This window comes from Burkholderia sp. Bp8984 (assembly GCF_003853755.1).
In the GTDB taxonomy this organism is placed as follows: domain Bacteria; phylum Pseudomonadota; class Gammaproteobacteria; order Burkholderiales; family Burkholderiaceae; genus Burkholderia.
Genome location: NZ_QTQN01000026.1, coordinates 74,713 through 95,423 on the forward strand (window position 1 = coordinate 74,713; position 20,711 = coordinate 95,423).

Consider the following 20,711-nt stretch of genomic DNA (forward strand, 5'->3'; position numbering starts at 1 on the left):
AAACCGGCGCGCGCGAGGGGCGGAAGTCGCGTCACACCGCGTAGTGGGCAAAGGCCTCGCGCACGCGAGCGCCGGCACCCTCCGCACAGTCGCCACGTCCGGCAACACGCGCTGCCTGCAATTCAATGATGATGCCGCACCCCCGGCACGACCTGCTCGCGCGCCCCCTTGCGGCTCAGCATGAGCGTGACGACCGCCGACACCGCGAGCGTGCCCGCCACCACGTACAGCCCGGCCGCATAGCCGCCCGTCACGTTCTTCAGCCAGCCGATCGCGAACGGCCCGACGAAGCCGCCGAGGTTGCCGATCGAGTTGATCATCGCGATCCCCGCGGCCGCGCCGGCGCCGGACAGGAACGCGCTCGGCATCGCCCACAACGGCGCCTTCGCGGCGCTGATCCCGATGTTGACGACGACCAGCGCGAGCACGGTCAAGAGCGCGGTGCTCGCCTGCCCCGCGAACACGAAGCCGATGCACGCGAGCACGCACGGAATCACGACATGCCACGTGCGTTCGCCGGTGCGATCCGAATGCCGCGCCCAGCCGATCATCGCGACGACCGCGGCGATGCTCGGGATGCCGGTCAGCAGGCCCGTCTGCCACGCGGTGAAGCCGAACTGCCTGACCATCAGAGGCGCCCAGAGGCCGAGCGTATAGAGCCCCGCCGACGTGCCGAAGTAGATCAGCGCGAGCGCCAGCACGCGCGGGTCGCGCAGCGCCTGCCACGCGCCGGCCGTGTGCCCGGCATGCGCGTGCCGCGCGTCGGCCTCGGACTTCAGCTTCGCGACCAGCCAGTCGCGCTCGTCCGGCCGCAGCCACGCGGCCTTCGACGGCGCATCGGTCAGGCACTTCAGCACGACGAAGCCGAGCAGGACCGCGGGCAGTGCCTCGACGATGTACAGCATCTGCCAGTCGGCAAGCCCGAACAGCGGCGGCATCTGCATGATCGCGCCCGACAGCGGCGAGCCGATCGCGGTCGAGATCGGCGCGGCCGCCATGAACCACGCGGCCGCCACCGCGCGCTGCTTCGCGGGAAACCACAGGCTCAGGTACAGGATGATGCCGGGGAAGAAGCCGGCTTCCGCGATGCCGAGCAGGAAGCGCAACACGTAGAAGCTCGTCGGCCCGGCTGCGAACGCGGACACCGCCGACACGATGCCCCACGTGATCATCACGCGCGCGATCCAGATGCGTGCGCCGACGCGATGGAGAATCAGGTTGCTCGGCACTTCGAACAGAAAGTAGCCGATGAAGAACAGGCCGCCGCCGAGTCCGAACGCGGTCGGCGACAGGCCGATCGCCTTGTTCATCGTCATCGCCGCGAAGCCGACGTTGACGCGATCGAGAAAGCTGACGAAGTAAAGCAGCATCACGAACGGAATGATGCGCCACATCAGTTTCCGCGCGACGCGGGTTTCCAGATCCGCTTGCATGTGTCTCCTCCTTCGAGGTCGAGTCGCGCGCTGTCCGCGCGGGCTCGGTGGGTACCGCCGGCATTACGACGAAGCGTGCGCGCCGGCGCCCGGCTCGCGTCGAATGCGCGAGTCGCGGGCAGAAAATCCGGGGGGCGGCGAACGGAAGGCGACCGGCTGCGCGTGCGGCCGTCGCCGTCCTCGTCGCCGTTCTCGTTACTGTCAGGCGGCGACCGCCGCGTGCGCGACGCGCTCGCAGACCGCGGCCGTCACCTGCGCGGTCGTCGCGCTGCCGCCGAGGTCGCGCGTATGCAGCGACGGATCGGCCGTCACGGCCTCGATCGCCTGCATCACGCGCGCGGCCGCTGCCGTCTCGCCGAGATGCTCGAGCAGCATCACGACCGACCAGAACGTGCCGACCGGATTCGCGAGGCCCCGGCCCATGATGTCGAACGCGGAGCCGTGGATCGGCTCGAACATCGACGGATAGCGGCGCTCGGGATCGATGTTGCCGGTCGGCGCGATGCCGAGGCTGCCCGCGAGCGCGGCCGCGAGATCGCTGAGGATGTCCGCGTGCAGGTTGGTCGCGACGATCGTGTCGAGCGACGCCGGGCGGTTCACCATGCGCGCGGTCGCGGCGTCGACGAGTTCCTTGTCCCACGTGACGTCGGGGAATTCCTGCGCGACCTGCTTCGCGATCTCGTCCCACATCACCATCGCGTGACGCTGCGCGTTGCTCTTCGTGATGACGGTCAGCAGCTTGCGCGGACGCGACTGCGCGAGCCGGAACGCGAAGCGCATGATGCGTTCGACGCCGGCACGCGTGAGGATCGACACGTCGGTCGCCGCCTCGATCGGATGCCCCTGGTGCACGCGGCCGCCGACACCCGCGTATTCGCCCTCCGAGTTCTCGCGCACGATCACCCAGTTCAGGTCGGCCGGCCCGCAGCGCTTCAGCGGCGCGTCGATGCCGGGCAGGATGCGCGTCGGCCGCACGTTCGCGTACTGGTCGAAGCCCTGGCAGATCTTCAGGCGCAGGCCCCACAGCGTCACGTGGTCGGGCACGTCGGGGTCGCCCGCCGAGCCGAACAGGATCGCGTCCTTGCCGCGCAGCGCGTCGAGGCCGTCGGCCGGCATCATCGCGCCGTGCAGGCGGTAGTAATCGGCGCCCCAGTCGAAATCCTCGAACTCGAACGCAAAGCGGTCGCTGCCGCGGGCCAGCGCTTCCAGCACCTGCTTGGCCGCAGGCACCACTTCCTTGCCGATGCCGTCGCCGGGAATGGTCGCGATACGGTAGGTCTTCATGCTGACATCCTCGATTGATCGTGAGCGTGAACGCACTTTACCGAACTGGAAGTGTGGAAACCGGGGCTATACTCAAAGCATCTTTAACTTCAATTCATGAATCCCGTCATGGCGGATACCGTCCAGCCGGCCGATCTCGGCTTCTTCTCGACGCTGGCCGCGGCGGGCAGCCTGAGCGCGGCCGCGCGCGAGCTCGGGCTGACCGCGGCGGCCGTCAGCAAGCGGCTCACGCAGATGGAGCGGCGCGCGGGCGTGACGCTCGTCAACCGCACGACGCGGCGCATGATGCTGACGCCCGAGGGCGACGTGTATCTCGACTACGCGCGCCGGATCCTCGATCAGATGGATGAACTGGGCGAACTGCTCGGCAGCGCGCGGCAGCGGCCGAAGGGGCTGCTGCGCGTGAACGCGACGCTCGGCTTCGGGCGCAGCCACGTCGGCCCCGCGATCTCGCGCTTCGTCGCGCGTTTTCCGGAGGTGTCGGTGCAGTTGCAACTGTCGGTGATGCCGCCGCCGCTCACCGACGACGCGTTCGACGTGTGCATCCGCTTCGGCGAGCCGCCCGATACGCGCGTCGTCGCGCGACGGCTCGCGCCGAACCGCCGGCTGCTGTGCGCGGCGCCCGCGTATCTCGCGCGGCACGGCACGCCGGGCACGCCGCACGAGCTGACGCGGCACAACTGCATCGGCATCCGGCAAGGCGACGAAGGCTACGGGATCTGGCGGCTGGCGAGCGGACGCGGCGCGGCGCGCAACACGGAAGCCGTGCGGATCAACGGCAACCTGACGACGAACGACGGCGAGATCGCGGTGAAGTGGGCGCTCGACGGGCACGGCATCCTGATGCGCGCCGAGTGGGATATCCGCGACTACCTGGCCGACGGGCGCCTCGTCGTCGTGCTGCCCGACTACGAAACGCCGAGCGCGGATATCTACGCGGTGTATGCGCAGCGGCATCAGATGTCCGCGCGAATACGCGCGTTCGTGGATTTTCTGGCGGGGGAGCTGGGTGGGTGACGGGAGGCGGGCGCCAATGCACGCGAACGTATCAGGATCGCGGCGCGACCGGTTCGACTGATTGAGTCTGACGATGCACCGGCTGGCGGAATGCCAGTATTTTGGCGAACCGGCCCACAAATCGCCAGAATATTGGCACATCCGGACGCGCGCCCCGCCGTCACGCCGCGGCCGCCAGCCTCCCGTCGGGCTCGCACGCGGCGATCGCCGTCGCTGCCATCTGCCGCAGCGCTGCCCCAGGCACGCTCACACCGGCCCGGTCCTGCGCGGCATCCTCGAAACGCTCCGCGATCCAGTCGACGAACGCGCGCACGCCCGGCGACACGTGCCGGCGCTTCGCATAGACGGCCGACACCGAAACCGCGCCCGGCCGCCACCGCGGCAGCACTTCCTGCAACTGTCCCGCGTCGATCAGCGGCTGCGCGACGACGCGCGGCGGCTGGATCAACCCGAGGCCATGCACGCCGCACGCCAGGTACGCCTGCTCGTCGTCAACGCTGACGATGCCATCGAGCCGGATCTTGCGCACCGCGCCGTCGATCGCGAATTCGAGTTCGGCGGTGCGCTGGGCCGACGCGAACGCGCCGTTGACCGCGCGATGCCCGGCGAGCGCATCGAGCGAACGCGGCACGCCGCAGCGCTCGAGATACGCGGGGCTCGCGCAGGTCACGCGCTCGAGTGCGCCGAGCAGGCGCGCAACCAGCGACGAATCGGGCAGCGCGCCCAGCCGGATGCTGCAGTCGACCGCATCGCCGATCAGGTCGGCCGCGCGTCCGGACACGCCCAGCATCAGCACGAGTTCGGGATGGCGCGCATGGAACGCGCCAAGCGCCGGCAGCACGATCGCGTCCGCCACCGCGCCCGGCAACTCGACGCGCAGCGGCCCGCTCGGATGCCGCGCCGCATTGCGCAGGCTCGCTTCGAGCTCGTCGACGTCCGCGGTGATGCGCTGGCACCGCCGGTAATACGCGTCGCCTTCCGGCGTCGCCCGCAGCGCGCGCGTCGTGCGCACCAGCAACGGCATGCCGAGCGCCGCCTCGAGTTCCTGCACGGTGCGCGTCGCGGTCGCGCGCGAAATGCCGAGCGAGTGCGCCGCGCGCGTAAAGCTGTTCATCTCGACGATGCGCGTGAAGATGCGCATCGCGCGAATCGGATTGTCCACCGGAAACTCCCGCGGAATACGGCATCACGCATCACGCGCGAACGCGACGCGGCGCATGCCTGTCAGTGAGCGAGCCGCGCCGCCGGCGCGGCGACCGGTTCAGTCGCGCGTGGCCGTGGCCGCGCGGGCCGGCGCGGCGAGCAGCTGCCGTGCCAGCGCGAGCGCCTCGTCACGATTCGCCGCCGCGTTCAACGGATACCCCCAGACCTTCTCGAACGCGGCCGAGAACGCATCGAGCGCCGCGCGCCGCTGCGCGTCGGGCTCGACCGCGATCATCGCGGGAATCCATTCGCGCGATTGCGCGCGATTCGCCTTGCTCCATTTCGCGAGCTGCTTGCGCATCTCGTGATCCTGCGCATCGCGATCGTCGCCGGACGGTGCATCGTCGGTCAGGAACACGAAACGTTCGCGGCGCGCGAGCAACGCGTCGAGTTCGGCCAGCAAGTGCGCGGGATCGCTCGACGGCGAACGCGCGTAACGCAACCACACCAACGGGAATTCAGTCGTGACGATCTGCATGTCTGCCTCCAGATGAGAATGATTCTCATGTTAAGGAGCGACGCCCGTCCCGTCATTTCTCGTGCCGGCCAACCGCTTGTTCGATCCGGTCAAGCGCGCGCGTGCCGACCTGGCACTGCACGGCTCAGCACGGCACGGTCAGCGCTGCCGGTCGGTCAGGTATTGGGTCGGCGACTTGCCGGTCGCCTTGCGGAACATCGTCACGAAGCTGCTCGCGCTCTCGTAGCCGAGGTCGATCGCGATCTGGTGCACGCGGCGGCCCGCCGTCAGCATCCGCAGCGACAGCGCGACGTGCAGCCGCCGGCGCCAGTCGCCGAGGCTCATGCCGAGTTCCTTCGCGGCGAGCCGCGTGAGGCTGCGCTCGCTGACGCCGGCGCGGCGCGCGAGTTCGGGCAGCGGCGACTTGTCGGCCGGGTCGTCGAGCAGGTGATCGATCAGCCTGCGCAGCCGGCGGTCGGCCGGCATCGGCAGATACAGGTCCTCGACCGGCGCCGCGACGAGTTCGTCGAGCAGCGTCGCCATCAGCCGCCCCTGCGGACCGTCGACGTCGTACAGGCTCGGGAAGCTCGCGGCCTTCAGCAGCAGTTCGCGCAACAGCGGCGACATGCCCAGCGTGCAGCAGCGCGCCGGCAGGCCGGGCGCCGCATCGGGCTCCACCAGCACCGCGTAGAACGTCGCGCCGGCCGAACCGCGCGCCGAATGCGTGACGCCGCCCGGAATCCACACCGTGCATTGCGGCGGTGCGCTCCACACGCCGCCGTCGATCTCGCAATAGATGACGCCGCTCAGCGTGTACAGCAGTTGCGCCTGCGGATGGCTGTGCCGTTCGAGCCGCCATTCGGGCTCGACGACCGAGCCGCCGAACACGACGAGCGGGCGCGGCACGTGATAGACGTCGGCGTCGGCAGCGGGGGCGGTAACGGGTGGCAGGTCGCGCATGGAACGATGGTGTCGAAAGCGGCCGGACGGCGTGCCCGCGCGGCCTTTCGTGCTTATACCAGAAAGGCGCCGGCGCGGCTGCGCGGTTCCCGGCCGGCATCGGCAGACGCGCGCCGATCCGAATACAATGCGTCGATCCCCCGCCGCCTCGCCAACCTTGCCGGAGCCGCCATGTTCGACCTGACCACGCTGGCCACCTTCACCGCCGTCGTCCTGGGCCTGTTCCTGATCCCGGGCCCCGCCGTGCTGCTCGTGCTGAGCCGCACCGTGCAGGGCGGCCGCAAGACCGGCATCCTGACCGGCCTCGGCGTCGCGAGCGGCGACTTCGTGCATACGCTGTTTGCCGCCGTCGGGCTGTCGGCGCTGCTGATGACGTCGGCGCTCGCGTTCAACGTCGTGAAGCTGGTCGGCGCGGCCTACCTCATCTACCTCGGCGTGCGTGCGCTGCTCGACGGGCCGTCCGATCCGTCGCTGCCGAAGGTGCCGCCCGTCACGCCGCTGACGGCGTACCTGCAGGCGATTCCCGCCGAAGTGCTGAATCCGAAGACCGCGCTGTTCTTCCTCGCGTTCATGCCGCAGTTCGTGCATCCGGAACGCGGCTCGACGTTCGTGCAGTTCGCGGTGCTCGGGCTGATCTTCGTCGTGCTCAGCTCGCTCTATACGACGCTGATCGCATGCTCGATCCGTCCGCTCGGCCGCGTCGTGAAGCGGCTTGCGTGGCTCACGCGCTGGCAGGGAAAGATCATCGGCTCGATCTTCATCGCGCTCGGGCTGCGCGTCGCGGTGCAACAGCGCTGACGCGGGTTTCGCGTGACGTCCGACGCGGCGGCCGCCGGCGAAATCCTCTATGCCGATCCGCGCCTCGTCGCGGTCTACGACCGGTTCAACGCCGGCGATCGTGACTTCGCGTTCTACGCATCGCGCCTCGGCACCGGGCGGCAACGGATTCTCGATCTCGGCTGCGGCACCGGCACGTTCGCGCGCCGGCTTGCGGCGGCCGGGCACGACGTCGTCGCGATCGACCCCGCACCCGCGATGATCGACCATGCGCGACGCCAGCCGGGCGCCGGCGCGGTGCGCTGGCTCGCGTGCGATCTCGGCGGCCTGCCGCCCGGCGCGCCGTTCGATGCCGTCGTGATGACCGGGCACGCGTTCCAGTGCCTGCTGACCGACGCGGAGATCGATGCGACGCTGTGCGGCGCGCGGCGCGTGCTGGCCGACGGCGGGCGCTTCCTGTTCGAAACCCGTAATCCGCGTGTCGAGCCGTGGCTCGGCTGGACTCCGGCGGCGTCGGCCACCCGCATCGATTCGCCCGAATTCGGCAGCGTCGAACTCCATCATGCGGTGACCGCGGTCGACGGTCCGATCGTGTCGTTCGACACGGTCTACCGCTTTCATCGCGACGATACGCAGGTGAAGAACGCGAGCCGGCTGCGCTTCATCGCGCAACCCGACCTGCAGGCGCGTGTCGCGGCCGCCGGCTTCTCGTCGGCGCACTGGTACGGCGACTGGCAAGGCGCGCCGTTCGACGACGCGGCCAGCGCGGAGATCATCGCGATCTGCCGCGCGTGAATGGTGGAACATCGTTCACGCGCGGCTACCGTGCAGCGAGCACTCCGCGAATCGAGTCGACCCGGTCGCGTCGTACCCCGATTCGGCCAACGCACGTCGGCCGGCAGCCAGTGAAGAAAAAGACAAGAATAGATGGAAGCATCATGCGTTCAAGAGCTTGCGCCGGACGACTGAAGGGGCGCTCGAAGGTGAAGCAAATGAGTCACGATGATTTTCAGGTGATGGAACTGGCGAAGGGCAAGCCGGTGAAGATGTGGACGCAAGGCGTCGCGGTCGAGGACGACGCGCGCACGCAATTGCGCAACACCGCGCAGATGCCGTTCATCTTCAAGCACGTCGCGGTGATGCCCGACGTCCACCTCGGCAAGGGCTCGACGATCGGCAGCGTGATCCCGACGAAGGGCGCGATCATCCCGGCCGCGGTCGGCGTCGACATCGGCTGCGGGATGATGGCCGCGCGCACGACGCTCACGACGGCGGACCTGCCGGACGCGCTCGGCGGGCTGCGCAGCGCGATCGAACGCGCGGTGCCGCACGGCCGCGCGCCGGGCCGCCGCGATCCGGGCGCATGGGGCGATCGCACGCCGGCCGCCGTGACGGAGTCGTGGAAGTCGCTGCTGCCGGGCTTCCAGCGGATCGTCGGCAAGTATCCGAAGCTGGAAAAGACGAACCACTACGCGCATCTGGGCACGCTCGGCACGGGCAACCACTTCATCGAGGTGTGCATCGACGAAGCGGATCGCGTGTGGTTCATGCTGCACAGCGGCTCGCGCGGCGTCGGCAATGCGATCGGCAGCCTGTTCATCGAACTCGCGCAGGCCGACATGCGGCAGCACATCGCGAACCTGCCGGATCGCAACCTCGCGTATTTCACCGAGGGCAGCCGGCACTTCGACGACTACGTCGAAGCGGTGGGCTGGGCGCAGGACTACGCGCGCCGCAACCGGCAGGCGATGATGGACGCGGTGATCGGCGCGGCGCGCGGCGTGATCGCGAAACCGTTCGCGGTCGACGAGCACGCGGTGAACTGCCACCACAACTACGTGCAGCGCGAACGCCACTTCGGCGAGGACGTGCTCGTCACGCGCAAGGGAGCCGTATCCGCGCAGAAGGGACAGCTCGGCATCATTCCGGGTTCGATGGGCGCGAAAAGCTTCATCGTGCGCGGGCTCGGCAATCCGGAGAGCTTCTGCTCGTGCAGCCACGGCGCCGGCCGCGCGATGAGCCGGACCGAAGCGAAGCGCCGCTTCACGGTCGACGACCAGGTCAAGGCGACGCGCGGCGTCGAATGCCGGAAGGACGCGGGTGTCGTCGACGAGATCCCGATAGCCTACAAGGACATCGATGCGGTGATGGCGGCGCAGCGCAGCCTCGTCGAAGTGGTGCACACGCTGCGTCAGGTGGTGTGCGTGAAAGGATAGCGCGGCGCGCGGCCGAAGGCCGGGCGGCCGCGCTCGATGAAAGATCCGTGGCCGCGACCGTATCGCACGTCCGGTGCGGCCGACGACCGCGGTGATGCGCCACCGTCACGTCACGCGCCGACGATCGAGATCGAAAACCCGTCCCAGCCCTTCAGCCCGACCGTCTGCAAGGCGGTCGTCGTGAGGTTCGGCTCGGCGACGATCCGCGCGAACCCGTCGCGCACGCCGACGACGTCCGGCTCACGGTTGTCCGGATCGGCCACGCGCCCGCCTCGTACGACGTTGTCGACGACGATCACCGTGCCGGGCCGCGACAGTTTCAGCGCGGCGTCCAGATAAGCGGCGTTGTTGTCCTTGTCCGCGTCGATGAAGATGAAGTCGAACGGCGCCTCGCCCGCATCGACGAGCCGCGCGAGGCTGTCCTTCGCGCTGCCGACCACCACCGACACGACATCCGCGAACCCGGCGCGCGCGATGTTCCGCGTCGCGACCTTCGCGTGATCGGGGTTCAGTTCGAGCGTCACGAGCCGGCCGTCCGGCGGCAACGCGCGCGCGAGCCAGATCGTGCTGTAGCCGCCGAGCGTGCCGACTTCGAGGATGCGCCGTGCGCCGCGAATCGTCGCGAGCAGCTGCAGCAGCTTGCCCTGGTTCGGCGCGACGTTGATCGCGGGCAGCCCGGCCGCGTCGCTCGCCGCGAGCGCGGCGTCGAGCGCGTCGTCGGTCGGCACGAGCGTCGCGGAGAAATACGCATCCACCTTGTTCCACTGATCCTGGTCCATCGCGCACCCTTCATCGGAAGAAAAACGCATTCTATGCGCGGCGGCCCCATAAGCAACAAACCATTCGTTCTAAGGACGGCAGCGCACCTGCTCCTATAATCGCTCGACCACGACAACAACAGATGGAGCACTCATGACCGATCAGGCCTCTTCGAACTGGCGCCTCGAAACCATCGCCGTGCACGGCGGCTATCGACCCGACCCGACCACGCGCGCGGTCGCGGTGCCGATCTACCAGACCGTTGCGTACGCATTCGACGACACGCAGCACGGCGCAGACCTGTTCGACCTGAAGGTCCAGGGCAACATCTACACGCGGATCATGAACCCGACGACCGACGTGCTCGAACAGCGGATCGCCGCGCTCGAGGGCGGCATCGGCGCGCTGGCGCTGGCGTCGGGCCAGGCGGCCGTCACGTACGCGATCCAGACGATCGCGGAAGCCTGCGACAACATCGTGTCCGCCAGTTCGCTGTACGGCGGCACCTACAACCTGTTCGCGCATACGCTGCCGCAATACGGCATCACGACGCGCTTCGCCGATCCGCGCGACCCCGCGTCGTTCGAGCCGCTGATCGACGCGCGCACGAAGGCGATCTTCGCGGAATCGGTCGGCAATCCGCTCGGCAACGTGACCGACATCGCCGCGCTCGCGGAAGTCGCGCATCGCCACGGTATCCCGCTGATCGTGGACAACACGGTGCCGTCGCCGTACCTGCTGCGTCCGTTCGAACACGGCGCGGACATCGTCGTGCACTCGCTGACGAAGTATCTCGGCGGCCACGGCACGAGCCTCGGCGGCGCGATCGTCGATTCGGGCAAGTTCCCGTGGGCGCAGCACGCGGACCGCTTCAAGCGGCTCAACGAGCCCGACGTCAGCTATCACGGTGTCGTCTACACCGAAGCGTTCGGGCCGGCCGCGTATATCGGCCGCGCGCGCGTCGTGCCGCTGCGCAACATGGGCGCGGCGATCTCGCCGTTCAACGCGTTCCAGATCCTGCAAGGCATCGAGACGCTCGCGCTGCGCATCGAGCGCATCAGCGACAACGCGCTGAAGATCGCGCAGCATCTCGCGCGCCATGAACACGTCGAATGGGTGAACTACGCCGGGCTGCCCGATCACCCGGATCATGCGCTCGTCGCGCGCTACCTGTCGGGCCGCGCGCCCGGCATCCTGACGTTCGGCGTGAAGGGCGGACGCGACGGCGGCGCGAAGTTCCAGGACGCGCTGAAACTGTTCACGCGGCTCGTCAACATCGGCGACACGAAGTCGCTCGCGACGCATCCGGCCTCGACGACGCACCGCCAGCTGTCGCCGGCCGAGCTCGCGAAGGCCGGCGTGAAAGAGGAAACGGTGCGGCTGTCGATCGGCATCGAGCACATCGACGACCTGCTCGCCGATCTCGACCAGGCGCTCGCGCAGCTGTGAGCCGATGCGGGCGTGCCGACACGCCCGCTTCAAGACGTTCAATCGCCGGTCGATGCCTGGGGCCACGTTCGGCATGCAACCATCGTGCGTCGCAGCACCCGCATCGGCGCCTACGGCTACGCAAGGGATCGTCAATCTCGGACTACGCCATCGCTTCTGATCGGAATGTCGATCGCGCACCGATACGCGGCGTGACGAAAATTTCATCTTCCGATCAGGTTCGCGATGGATCGCGTCGCATACCATCGAATGCGTGACGGGTGATGCCCGTTGCGAACCACGCAAGCGTATCGCTGTCGCACGGCACGATCACGCGTTGGCCCGGACACTGCGAGTGCCGGGCCTTTTTTTGCTCGTTTGCGGAATTCCGTGGACAGGGCTTGCCGATCCGGTTCGGCCAACCGCACGTTCGCGAAGCAGCCGTCTATCCGGTGCGGGATCGTTCAAGGCGATACGGACCGCGACGACACCCGTGCATCCACTGGATTGCTATGGGCGTCGCTTGGGGTTCCACGCCTTGTGTACGAACTCGAGACGGTTGCCGTCGAGGTCGGCGACGTTGGCGGCGTAGTAGCCGGGGGCGAAGTAGGTACGATCCGCCGGTCTTCCCTCATCGAGGCCGCCGGCCTTGATTGCGGCTGCGTAGGCAGCGTCGACCAGTTCGTTCGTATCGCAGACGATCCCCAGGTAAAGGCCGGTCTCGCCCGGCTGACGTTTCCGTAGCCAGATACTTGATCCAACCCCCTCTCCCTTGCCGTACACATCGTCGCCGATGCCGTAGAGATCGGGGACGCTCGCCGGGCCATTCGCGGAGTCGTAGTTGCCGAATACGCTCCAGCCGAGTGGCTTCAACGCTTCGGAGTAGAAGATCAGCGACTTCTCGATGTCGGTGACTGAGATGTAAACGTGATCGATCATTTGCCCGCCTTCGACGTGGATGGGTGTTGTTCGTGCATAACTATAGTCGACAGCCGCGCATGTGGCGCGGGGATATGACTGCATCAAGGCGTGACGTTGCGCTTCGGGAACAGGCACGGATGCGTCTTCACGTAGAAGCCCGGATTGCCGCATCGATGCCCCGCATGGTCGATCCGCGCGCCGGGCATCAGGCCGGTGGGCCGCATCGCGCGCGGCCTTCGGCGCGGACGATCCGACCGTCCCGGCTTCGGGACGGGATGACGCGCAACCGGCGACCAACGGGGCAATCAGCAGGGCAAGCAACGACAGGCGAATGGCGGGACGATCCACTGTCGGGTCCGGAATGAAAGTCTAGACGAGACCGTCCGCCCTCCATGCCGGTGCGGCGAACGGTGCGCATGCCGTCGACACCATCGGCCGTCGGCAGGCGACATGCTCCGCGTCCCGCTCATCGCATGCATGACCCGAACATGACGATTGCATCACGTCGGCCAGACCCGCACGTCACGCCCCTCGGCCCCGCAATCTGACGCATTTGTCATCTGCCGATCACGGTCACGCTCGGCGGCTTTCGCATACTGCGCTCATGGATCGCCACCCGGCGGCCACATCAAGGAGAGCTTCATGAAAACGGCAAGACTCGCAGCCCTGTTCGTCACCGCCACGCTGTCGCTCGGCGTCGCCTCGCAAGCCGCCTTCGCGCAAACGCACACTCAAACGCAAGGCAAGACCCGCGCGGAAGTCATCGACGAACTCAAGCAGGCGCAGCACGACGGCGTGGTGCCGACGAGCAAGACGCAGTACCCGCCGACCAGCGAGATCATCGCGCGCAACAAGGAACTTCACGGGATCTCGGTGCATGCCGGCGAGAAGTCGCCACAGGCCGACAATCACGACAGCCTCGCGACGCGCTGATGCGAGTCAGGCGTGGGTGCTGCCCGGCGATCGCCGGCAGCGTGCCGCGCGCCGCCGGGTCGCGGCGAACGTGCGGCCGTGCCGTGCGGTGCGATCGCAGCACCGCAGGAAGGTGAAGTTCGGGCAGACGACACTGCCGGCTCGACAGTGTCCGCAACGCAGTTTTACAAGCTGCCCCGCTTCGCGCGCCGGCGTTGCACCAGCCAGTCGAGCAACTGCCGTCCGTCGCGTTCGCCGAACCATCGCGCATGACCGATCAGATAACCGTCGTACGCAACCTCGACGATGTCCGGTGCATTGACGATGCAGCCGAAATACGCGACTTCCGACAGCGCGAATTCGGTATGCACGACCGGCAGCATCGCGACCAGCGCCGCATATGCGTCGTCGCTCAGCGGTTCGAGCGATTCGTAGCCGTCGAGCAGCGCGCCGATCTGTTCATGCTCGACGCGACGTGCATCGGCCGGCGCCATCCAGTCGATCGCGTTGCGTTCGATCGCGAGCGCGAGATCCATGACGGCGCACGTGCGATCCGACAAGCCGAAATCGAGCACGGTCCGCACCTGCGCGCCGGGCGCGGCGTCCGTCCACAGCAGATTCGACGCATGCCAGTCGCCGTGCGTCCAAAGCGGCGCCAGCGCGGGCAGCAGCGGCACGAGGCGCGCGTGGTACGGGCCGATCGCATCCGCGACATCGCCGCGCCAGTCGCGCGTGCCGAGCGCGCGCACCAGCAGCGGCTGCGCATCGACCCAGCGTTCGAGCGCACCGGGAAGATCGGCGGACGACAGCACCCGGAAACTCGACAGCAGCGTGCGCACGGGTCGCGCCGGCGCATCGTAGCCGGCCGACGCGCGATGCAGTTCGGCCAGCGCGCGGCCTGCCGCGTACGCATGCGAAGGATGCGTGAACGGCTGCCACGACATCACGCCGCGATACGCGTCCACACCTGGCGCCACCACGTGCACTTCATAGGTCCAGTCGCCGGATGCGAACGCGGTCGCGCCGTCGCGACCGGCGAGCACGTCCGCGACCGGCACACCGCGATCGCGCAGATGCGCGATGAAGCGATGCTCCTCCTCGAGCCCGGCGACGTCGCGCAGGCTCGCGTGATGACGCTTGACGAACAGCGCGCGCGCGTCGGTCGTGTGCACCAGCACCGCCGCCGAGAACGGCCGCGGGCTGTGCCACGTAAGCCGCGCCGGCGCGCCGACGCCATCGATCCGCGCAAGCACGCCCGCGACTTCGTCGTGCGTCATCAGCGGCCAGTCGCGTTCGGCCTGCTCGCCGTCGACGCCGAATTGCGGCGGCGCGACGTCCCGCATGTCGGCGACGTCACGCGATGCAGGCGCGTCCGGCTCGAGTGGAAATGACATGAACGACGTCGCTCCGTAGTTGAATCAGCCCGTGAATCGGCTCGTGAATCAGCCCTTGGATCAGCCCGCCGGGCTCGCCGTCGTGCGCAGCGCATTCGCCGTCCGGCTCCAGTCGCGCCAGCCGACGACGGCGAGCGCGATGAACAGCGCGTAGAGTCCTGCCGTCAGATACAGCGCCTTGAACACGAACATCCCGACGTACACGACGTTCACGACGATCCACAGCCGCCACGACGCGATGTAGCGCCGCGCGGTCCAGTATTGCGCGACGAGGCTGAACGCGGTCAGCGACGCATCGACGAACGGCAGCGCCGCATCGGTCCAGCGCGCCATCATCCCGCCGAGCAGCGCGCTGCCGACGACGGCCGCGATCAGATCGGGCAGCATCTGCCGCGGCCGCACGCCGGTGACGGGCGCGACGTCGCCTTGCGGCGCCGCGCCGCCGCCCGCCTCGAGCGTACGCTGCGCGATCCAGCGGCGCCAGCCGTACACCTGCAGCACCGCGAACGCGCCCTGCAGCAGCATGTCGGAATACAGCTTCGCGTCGAAGAAGATCCAGCCGTACAGCGCGACCGACGCGAGCCCGACCGGCCAGCACAGCATGCGCCGCTTCGCGGTCAGCCAGATCGCGAGCGCGCTGACGATCACGCCGGCGATTTCGAGTGGGGACATCGTCTGTGCTCTCCTGGTTGGCTGCCGGGGCCGCGCATCACGCGGCCGGGTCCGGACGATCAGAAATCATAGGTCAACGACACGCGCGCGGTGCGCGGCGCGCCGGGGAACAGGTACGCGTCGCCCTGCTGCTCGCCCGCGTCGCGCCAGTAGAACTTGTTGAACAGGTTGTCCACCGACACGCGCAGCACCGTGCGATGGCCCGCGATCTTCGTCGTATAGCGCGCGCCGAGATTGAACACGAACCACGACGGCACGCGCGCGGTGCCTTCTTCGTTCGCGTTGCGCGCCGCGCTGTACTCGACACCGCCGAGCATGTTCAGGCCGGCAACGCCCGGCACCGCGTAGTCCGCATACAGCGACGCGCGCAGCGCCGGCACGTTGATGATCTGGTGCCCTTCGTACGCCGGCGAACCCGAGTCGTACGCGCGCGCGCGAATCGCCGCGACGCTGGCCGTCAGCCCGAGCCGCTCGGTCACGCGCCCGGCCGCGCCGAGCTCGACCCCCTGGTGGCGCTGCGTGCCGCGCTGCACGAACGTATAGCTCGTGCCCGACGCATCGGGGTCGGCGAACTGGAACGGCTTGCTGATCGAGAACACGGCGGCCGTGAGGCTCAGCCGGTCGAGCCAGTCGTATTTCGCGCCGAGCTCGAACTGGTGCGATTCGACCGGCGGCAGGAACGCATACGCGTTGGTCGCGCGCACCGGCGCCTGGTCGCCGAGCGACAGCGCCTTGCTGTACGACGCGTACAGCGACAGCACGTTCACCGGCTTGTAGACGAGCGCGACCTGCGGCAGGAACACCGAGCGGTCGGTGTGCGTCGCGTCGCCGTCGAGGCTGCTCCAGCTGCGCTGGCGCAGCAGCACTTCCTTGCCGCCCGCGAGCACCTGCCAGTGCTCGCCGATGCTGATGCGGTCGAGCCCGAACACGCCGTACTGCCACGCGTCGAGCTGCGGATACGACGGCCCGGCCGTGTTCGGCGACGGTGCGAACGCGACGTCGGGCCCATAGATGTTCTCGCTGCCCACGTAGTCGTACACGGCATTCGCCATGTGCACGACGCGGCGCTGCACGCTCACGCCGAGCGTCAGCTCGTGCCGCAGCGGCCCCGTCGCGAACTTGCCGGTCGTGACCGCGCGCAGGTCGTCGTTGCGGCGGTATTCGCCCGGGCTGCGGAAGTCGTACACGTCGTAGTCGCCGTTCGCGCCGAAGAAGAACGGCGACGTCGTGCCGGCCGCGCAGCTCGCCGCGTAATAGCAGCCGTACGCGAACGCGCTGTTGTCGTCGATCATCGTGCGGCTGCGGCCGGCGGCGACGTAGGCCTTCCAGTCGTCGTTGAACTGGTAGTCGAAGCGCGCGTTCAGGTTCAGCGCATCGGTCGTCACCGGCTTCGCCCACGGCTGCGTGCCGAGCGCCTTCGACGTCGTCTTGACCGACGGCACGGCGGTGCCGCCGAGCAGCTGGTAGCCGGGCGCGGAACGCTGGATCCACTGCTGGAATTCCGCGTTGAACTGCAGGCTCGCGCGCGGGCTGATGTCCCAGTCGGCGGCGATCGACCCGAACGTGCGTCGTCCGTTGGTGCCGTCGATATAGGAGTGCATGTTCTCCTTCGCGGCATTGATCCGGAAGCCGAACTGATTGTCGGGGCCGAAGCGGCGGCCGAGATCGACGGCCGCCGATGTCGAGCCGCGGCTGTCGACGCCGCCCGTCACGCTCGCGACGTTCGCCGAACGCTTCGTCACGAAGTTGATCACGCCGCCCGGCGCGACCACGCCGCTGTCGATGCCCGCCAGCCCCTTCAGGATCTCGACGCGCTCCTTGTTCTCGAGCGGCACGTTCTGCTCGCCGGACACCGTCAGCCCGTCGATCCGGATCGCGCTCGCGAGATCGACCGGAAAGCCGCGGATCGCGAAGCCTTCGAAGTAGCCGACCGGCGCGTAGTCGTTGACGACCGATGCGTCGTTGCGCACCACGTCGCTCAAGCGCTTCGCCTGCTGGTCGTCGATCAGCGCCCGCGTGACGACGTTGACCGAGGCCGGCGTGTCGCGCAGCGGCGCGTCGTCGAGCCCCGCGACCGACGCCGTGCGTGCGCGCAGCGTGTTGCCGCGCTCGCCGCTCACCGTGATCGCCGGCAGCGTCGCGCTGCCGGTCGCACCCGCGTCCGGCGCGTCGCCCTGCGCCACGGCGGCCTGCGCCGCGAAAAGCGTGATGCCGAGACCGACGCCAAGCCCGGCCTTCGCGCGCCGCCGCCGTGCGGGCGACGCTGTTGTTCTATTCACCGTCATTGTTCTGGATGGAAAACTCGCCACTCGACCCTGTCGAAACCTTCGAAACGCTTTGCGCCGCTGCGAAGCGCGACCTCATGCAAGAACCCGCGACGGTCCTGCGGACGCCGGGCACGAACGTCGACACGACATTCATCAGACGAATCTGACGATCGGGCAGCATGCGTGCCGATCGATCGGGAAAGCGCAGGATGGGACATCGGATGACGGTGACGCGCGGGGCACCGACGCAGCCGTCGATCCTGGATCGCGAGCATGTCGGGCGGCCGGCTGCGTCGCGCGGTCTTGTCATGCGGGGTTCGCTTCGAACGCCCCGGTTGCGGGCGCCGGGCAGTTGCGTACGCCGTTCGTCGGAACGGCGGCATGCCCGTCGCGCGCGACATCGCGGCGTGGCGCGCATTTTACCCCGGGCGGGGCTGAAGGCCGTGGAATCGGGTGGAACGGGAGACGGGAACGGCGGGATGGGGGAAATACGCTTCGAATGGTGCGACAGCGGCGGCGATGCGATCGCGATGCGCATCGCGCGCGGCGACCTCGACAACCGGTGCAGTCACGCGCCGGTCGAACGAGCGAAAACCGGAGCGGGAATGACGGCCCGCTGCCGGTTCACCCAACGTTCAGAACCCCTGCATCGTCGCGGTCGGATCGACAACCAGATGCACGACGCCGTAGATGACCGCGCCGACCAGCAGCGCGAGCACAATCGCCACGAACGGCAGCAACGTATAGTTGACGTTCGCGAGATCGGCCGCGTGCGCCTTGCTGTTGCGTACGCCGAAGAAACTCCACAGGACCAGCTTGATCATGCCGAGCAGTTTCATGGTTGTGCTCCTTTCATCGAATCGGTTGACGCTATCGTCGATCCGGCCGGCATTCGAAAAAAGAAGCAGTTGCGCGTGCTTTTCGCGCAGCAGGCCGTCTGCGGCGGCGTGTCGCAGGGGCCATCAGCGGTCGAGCACGAGCGCCTCCATGGTGCCCGTCGCGGGCCGCGCGACGCACAGCAGCGCACAGCCCGGTTCGACCGGCGCGTCGGGCGCTTGCACGTAATCGACCGCACCGGACAGCACGCGCGTCGCGCATGTGCCGCACGACCCCGACCGGCATTCGGACGGCACCGCCACGCCCCGGCCTTCGGCGAATTCGAGCAGCGTGCCGTCGGCGGGCGTCCATGCGGCGTCGCGTGCCGAGCGGCGGAACACGACCGGCACGCTTGCCGCCGGCGGCGCCCCGGCCGCGCGGGTCGCGCTGCGCACGACGCTCGACGGCCCGAACGCCTCGAAGCGGATACGCTCGTCCGGCACGTTCAGCGCGCGCAATCCGTCGTACATATCGCGCATGAACGCGGCGGGTCCGCACAGGTAGAAATCGTAGTCGTCGAACGGCAGGATGCGCTTCAGTTGCGCGATGTCGACACGGCCCGGTCGCGCCGCGCCGTCGCGCTGCGGCCGGCTGTCGAACCAGTGCAGCGACACGCGCGGGTCCGCGTCCGCGATGCGCGTCAGTTCCGCTGAAAACGGCCGGTCGGCCGTATCGCGCGCGCCGTGCACGAACACCACGCGGCGCGACGGTGCGTCGTCGGCCAGCGCGCGGCGCAGCATCGCGATCATCGGCGTGATGCCGATGCCGGCCGACACCAGCACCGCCGGACGCGGGCTCGCGACGTCGAACGTGAAGCGGCCGCGCGGCATCTGCGCATCGAGCGTCATGCCGGCACGCGCGTGGTCGTGCAGCCAGGCCGACACGCGTCCTTCGCGCTTCACGGTGATCCGGTAATGCGATGCGCCGGGTGCATCGGACAGCGTGTAGCTGCGGATCGTCGGCGTATCTTCGTCCGGCAGCGCGACGCGCAGCGTCAGATGCTGCCCGGCTTCGTAGGCCGGCAACGCGTCGCCGTCCGCCGCTTCGAAATGAAACGAGCGGATCGCGCGCGCTTCGTCGACGATCTTCGCGATGCGCAGCGGGCGCCAGCTGGAGGGGGACGAGGACGCAGATGCAGGTGCGGATACCGCCGGCACACCAGCCCCCACCTTCCCCGCAAACTGCGGCGCCCGCTCAACCGCCGACCACCGAAACGGCAGCACACCCCGCGTGCGCCGCACTTCGCGCACGTGAAACCGCACGACCCGCTGCGCGCCGTCGAACGACGCGACGAGCGGCCCGTCCCACACGATCTCCGCGTGCGCAGCGACATACAGCAGGTCGCCGCTGTCGAAATCGACGAACAGCAGCCCCGCGCGCGGATCGTGCTGCAGGTTGCCGAGCGTATTGAAGAAGCGGTTGCCGCTGAAATCCGGCGTCGTCAGCGTGTGCGCGTCGTCGACGCGCACGAAGCCGGGCATGCCGCCGCGATGCGACACATCCGCGCCGCGCGCGGCACCCGCACCGGCCGACGTGTTCGCACTCGCGACGAAGAACGTATCGGCCTGCGCGAGCAGCGCGCGATCCGCGTCGCTCAGCCGGTCCGACACGTCGGCCGCGACGGACGCATCGCCTTCGCGCGGCACGAACGTCGGCGTGCGGCCCTGAATGTACTTCGCACAGTTGCCGAAGCTCTGCTCGACCGCGATCGTCAGCGCGTCGCCGTCGACCGCGCGCACGACGCCGTTCACGCGATTGCGCCGGCGCGTGTCGAACTCGATCCCGAGCCCGCCGAGCGGCACGCCGGGCTGCCATGCTCCGGCCAGCGGATCGCCGGGCAGCGCGTCGCCGTCGATGCGCAGCGTGCGCGCGTCCGGCGTCGTCACGAAACCGGGCATACCGACCCGCAGCGTCGCCCACGGCTGGCCGTCCGGATCGACGCCGCCGAGCACGAAGAACGGCAACTGTGCGAAGAACGTGCGGTGCTGGTCCGGCATGAAGCGCCGGATGCCGCGCCGGCCGGCCGCGTCAGCGGCCTGCGTCACGCCCGCGCGCTGCTGCACGGCCAGCTCGCCCACATGAAACGGCGCAACATCCAGTTCCCAGCCCGGTACGGCGGCAGTCGGCGCGGTCAT

At 68.7% G+C, this 20,711-nt stretch carries 19 protein-coding genes; 6 read left to right on the forward strand and 13 right to left on the reverse strand.

Annotation, left to right across the window (positions count from 1 at the left end):
* Positions 1-122: 122 nt before the first annotated feature.
* The gene (locus DID98_RS24595; RefSeq protein WP_124571605.1) at positions 123-1,433 is read right to left on the reverse strand and encodes an MFS transporter; all 1,311 of its coding nucleotides are present in this window, start codon (positions 1,431-1,433) and stop codon (positions 123-125) included.
* Between the two features lie 201 nt (positions 1,434-1,634).
* Positions 1,635-2,717, reverse strand: a complete 1,083-nt coding sequence (locus DID98_RS24600; protein WP_124571606.1) for a tartrate dehydrogenase — start codon at positions 2,715-2,717, stop codon at positions 1,635-1,637.
* 108 nt (positions 2,718-2,825) lie between these two features.
* Between DID98_RS24600 and DID98_RS24605 the strand changes: the two genes are divergently transcribed.
* Complete coding sequence (locus tag DID98_RS24605) at positions 2,826-3,734, forward strand: LysR substrate-binding domain-containing protein (protein WP_124488808.1); 909 nt, start codon at positions 2,826-2,828, stop codon at positions 3,732-3,734.
* Between the two features lie 160 nt (positions 3,735-3,894).
* Here the strand turns inward: DID98_RS24605 and DID98_RS24610 are convergent, their stop codons facing one another.
* From DID98_RS24610 to DID98_RS24620, 3 genes are all read right to left on the reverse strand, one after another.
* On the reverse strand, positions 3,895-4,896 hold the full coding sequence (locus DID98_RS24610; protein WP_124571607.1) for a LysR family transcriptional regulator: 1,002 nt from the start codon (positions 4,894-4,896) through the stop codon (positions 3,895-3,897).
* A gap of 99 nt (positions 4,897-4,995) precedes the next feature.
* On the reverse strand, positions 4,996-5,415 hold the full coding sequence (locus DID98_RS24615; RefSeq protein ID WP_124571608.1) for an ATP--cob(I)alamin adenosyltransferase: 420 nt from the start codon (positions 5,413-5,415) through the stop codon (positions 4,996-4,998).
* Between the two features lie 138 nt (positions 5,416-5,553).
* Positions 5,554-6,354, reverse strand: a complete 801-nt coding sequence (locus DID98_RS24620; protein ID WP_124488811.1) for a helix-turn-helix domain-containing protein — start codon at positions 6,352-6,354, stop codon at positions 5,554-5,556.
* Positions 6,355-6,525: 171 nt separating this feature from the next.
* Here DID98_RS24620 and DID98_RS24625 point away from each other — a divergent pair, with 171 nt between their 5' ends.
* The 3 genes from DID98_RS24625 to DID98_RS24635 all read left to right on the forward strand — a co-directional run bounded on the left by DID98_RS24625 (position 6,526) and on the right by DID98_RS24635 (position 9,347).
* Positions 6,526-7,152 carry a LysE family translocator gene (locus DID98_RS24625; protein WP_044848096.1) on the forward strand — a complete coding sequence of 209 codons (627 nt, stop codon included), beginning with the start codon at positions 6,526-6,528 and terminating at the stop codon, positions 7,150-7,152.
* A gap of 12 nt (positions 7,153-7,164) precedes the next feature.
* Entirely contained in the window at positions 7,165-7,926 is a 762-nt protein-coding gene (locus DID98_RS24630; protein WP_124571609.1) for a bifunctional 2-polyprenyl-6-hydroxyphenol methylase/3-demethylubiquinol 3-O-methyltransferase UbiG, read from the forward strand.
* 197 nt (positions 7,927-8,123) lie between these two features.
* Positions 8,124-9,347 carry an RtcB family protein gene (locus DID98_RS24635; RefSeq protein ID WP_124571610.1) on the forward strand — a complete coding sequence of 408 codons (1,224 nt, stop codon included), beginning with the start codon at positions 8,124-8,126 and terminating at the stop codon, positions 9,345-9,347.
* A gap of 110 nt (positions 9,348-9,457) precedes the next feature.
* Here DID98_RS24635 and DID98_RS24640 read toward each other — a convergent pair whose 3' ends face one another.
* A complete protein-coding gene (locus DID98_RS24640; RefSeq protein ID WP_044848099.1) occupies positions 9,458-10,126 on the reverse strand; it encodes an O-methyltransferase in 669 nt (222 codons plus the stop codon).
* Between the two features lie 133 nt (positions 10,127-10,259).
* Between DID98_RS24640 and DID98_RS24645 the strand changes: the two genes are divergently transcribed.
* Positions 10,260-11,555, forward strand: coding sequence for an O-acetylhomoserine aminocarboxypropyltransferase/cysteine synthase family protein (locus tag DID98_RS24645; protein ID WP_124571611.1), 1,296 nt, complete (start codon positions 10,260-10,262; stop codon positions 11,553-11,555).
* A gap of 489 nt (positions 11,556-12,044) precedes the next feature.
* On the opposite strand, the gene DID98_RS24650 is transcribed toward DID98_RS24645, so the two are convergent.
* Together DID98_RS24650 and DID98_RS36355 are read right to left on the reverse strand one after the other, a co-directional pair.
* On the reverse strand, positions 12,045-12,473 hold the full coding sequence (locus DID98_RS24650) for a VOC family protein (protein WP_124488815.1): 429 nt from the start codon (positions 12,471-12,473) through the stop codon (positions 12,045-12,047).
* Between the two features lie 83 nt (positions 12,474-12,556).
* On the reverse strand, positions 12,557-12,679 hold the full coding sequence (locus DID98_RS36355; protein WP_260428111.1) for a hypothetical protein: 123 nt from the start codon (positions 12,677-12,679) through the stop codon (positions 12,557-12,559).
* Positions 12,680-13,097: 418 nt separating this feature from the next.
* Between DID98_RS36355 and DID98_RS24660 the strand changes: the two genes are divergently transcribed.
* Complete coding sequence (locus tag DID98_RS24660) at positions 13,098-13,388, forward strand: DUF4148 domain-containing protein (protein WP_124520340.1); 291 nt, start codon at positions 13,098-13,100, stop codon at positions 13,386-13,388.
* A gap of 164 nt (positions 13,389-13,552) precedes the next feature.
* On the opposite strand, the gene DID98_RS24665 is transcribed toward DID98_RS24660, so the two are convergent.
* The 5 genes from DID98_RS24665 to DID98_RS24685 all read right to left on the reverse strand — a co-directional run bounded on the left by DID98_RS24665 (position 13,553) and on the right by DID98_RS24685 (position 20,711).
* Positions 13,553-14,761 carry a phosphotransferase enzyme family protein gene (locus tag DID98_RS24665; RefSeq protein WP_124571612.1) on the reverse strand — a complete coding sequence of 403 codons (1,209 nt, stop codon included), beginning with the start codon at positions 14,759-14,761 and terminating at the stop codon, positions 13,553-13,555.
* A 60-nt stretch (positions 14,762-14,821) separates the two neighbouring features.
* Positions 14,822-15,433 (reverse strand): nicotinamide riboside transporter PnuC, encoded by a 612-nt coding sequence (gene pnuC, locus DID98_RS24670; protein WP_124571613.1) that lies wholly within the window; start codon positions 15,431-15,433, stop codon positions 14,822-14,824.
* A 59-nt stretch (positions 15,434-15,492) separates the two neighbouring features.
* Entirely contained in the window at positions 15,493-17,718 is a 2,226-nt protein-coding gene (locus DID98_RS24675; protein ID WP_124571614.1) for a TonB-dependent siderophore receptor, read from the reverse strand.
* 617 nt (positions 17,719-18,335) lie between these two features.
* On the reverse strand, positions 18,336-18,539 hold the full coding sequence (locus DID98_RS24680) for a DUF2970 domain-containing protein (RefSeq protein WP_021164122.1): 204 nt from the start codon (positions 18,537-18,539) through the stop codon (positions 18,336-18,338).
* A gap of 123 nt (positions 18,540-18,662) precedes the next feature.
* On the reverse strand, positions 18,663-20,711 hold the full coding sequence (locus DID98_RS24685) for a pyridoxamine 5'-phosphate oxidase family protein (RefSeq protein WP_124571615.1): 2,049 nt from the start codon (positions 20,709-20,711) through the stop codon (positions 18,663-18,665).

Bases quoted from the DNA above. Each gene is read 5' to 3' on its own strand.
- DID98_RS24595 (WP_124571605.1), bottom strand. From the start codon at position 1,433: ATGCAAGCGGATCTGGAAACCCGCGTCGCGCGGAAACTGATGTGGCGC.
- DID98_RS24600 (WP_124571606.1), bottom strand. From the start codon at position 2,717: ATGAAGACCTACCGTATCGCGACCATTCCCGGCGACGGCATCGGCAAG.
- DID98_RS24605 (WP_124488808.1), top strand. From the start codon at position 2,826: ATGGCGGATACCGTCCAGCCGGCCGATCTCGGCTTCTTCTCGACGCTG.
- DID98_RS24615 (WP_124571608.1), bottom strand. From the start codon at position 5,415: ATGCAGATCGTCACGACTGAATTCCCGTTGGTGTGGTTGCGTTACGCG.
- DID98_RS24620 (WP_124488811.1), bottom strand. From the start codon at position 6,354: ATGCGCGACCTGCCACCCGTTACCGCCCCCGCTGCCGACGCCGACGTC.
- DID98_RS24625 (WP_044848096.1), top strand. From the start codon at position 6,526: ATGTTCGACCTGACCACGCTGGCCACCTTCACCGCCGTCGTCCTGGGC.
- DID98_RS24635 (WP_124571610.1), top strand. From the start codon at position 8,124: ATGAGTCACGATGATTTTCAGGTGATGGAACTGGCGAAGGGCAAGCCG.
- DID98_RS24640 (WP_044848099.1), bottom strand. From the start codon at position 10,126: ATGGACCAGGATCAGTGGAACAAGGTGGATGCGTATTTCTCCGCGACG.
- DID98_RS24645 (WP_124571611.1), top strand. From the start codon at position 10,260: ATGACCGATCAGGCCTCTTCGAACTGGCGCCTCGAAACCATCGCCGTG.
- DID98_RS24650 (WP_124488815.1), bottom strand. From the start codon at position 12,473: ATGATCGATCACGTTTACATCTCAGTCACCGACATCGAGAAGTCGCTG.
- DID98_RS36355 (WP_260428111.1), bottom strand. From the start codon at position 12,679: ATGCGGCCCACCGGCCTGATGCCCGGCGCGCGGATCGACCATGCGGGG.
- DID98_RS24660 (WP_124520340.1), top strand. From the start codon at position 13,098: ATGAAAACGGCAAGACTCGCAGCCCTGTTCGTCACCGCCACGCTGTCG.
- DID98_RS24665 (WP_124571612.1), bottom strand. From the start codon at position 14,761: ATGTCATTTCCACTCGAGCCGGACGCGCCTGCATCGCGTGACGTCGCC.
- pnuC (WP_124571613.1), bottom strand. From the start codon at position 15,433: ATGTCCCCACTCGAAATCGCCGGCGTGATCGTCAGCGCGCTCGCGATC.
- DID98_RS24675 (WP_124571614.1), bottom strand. From the start codon at position 17,718: ATGACGGTGAATAGAACAACAGCGTCGCCCGCACGGCGGCGGCGCGCG.
- DID98_RS24680 (WP_021164122.1), bottom strand. From the start codon at position 18,539: ATGAAACTGCTCGGCATGATCAAGCTGGTCCTGTGGAGTTTCTTCGGC.
- DID98_RS24685 (WP_124571615.1), bottom strand. From the start codon at position 20,711: ATGACCGCGCCGACTGCCGCCGTACCGGGCTGGGAACTGGATGTTGCG.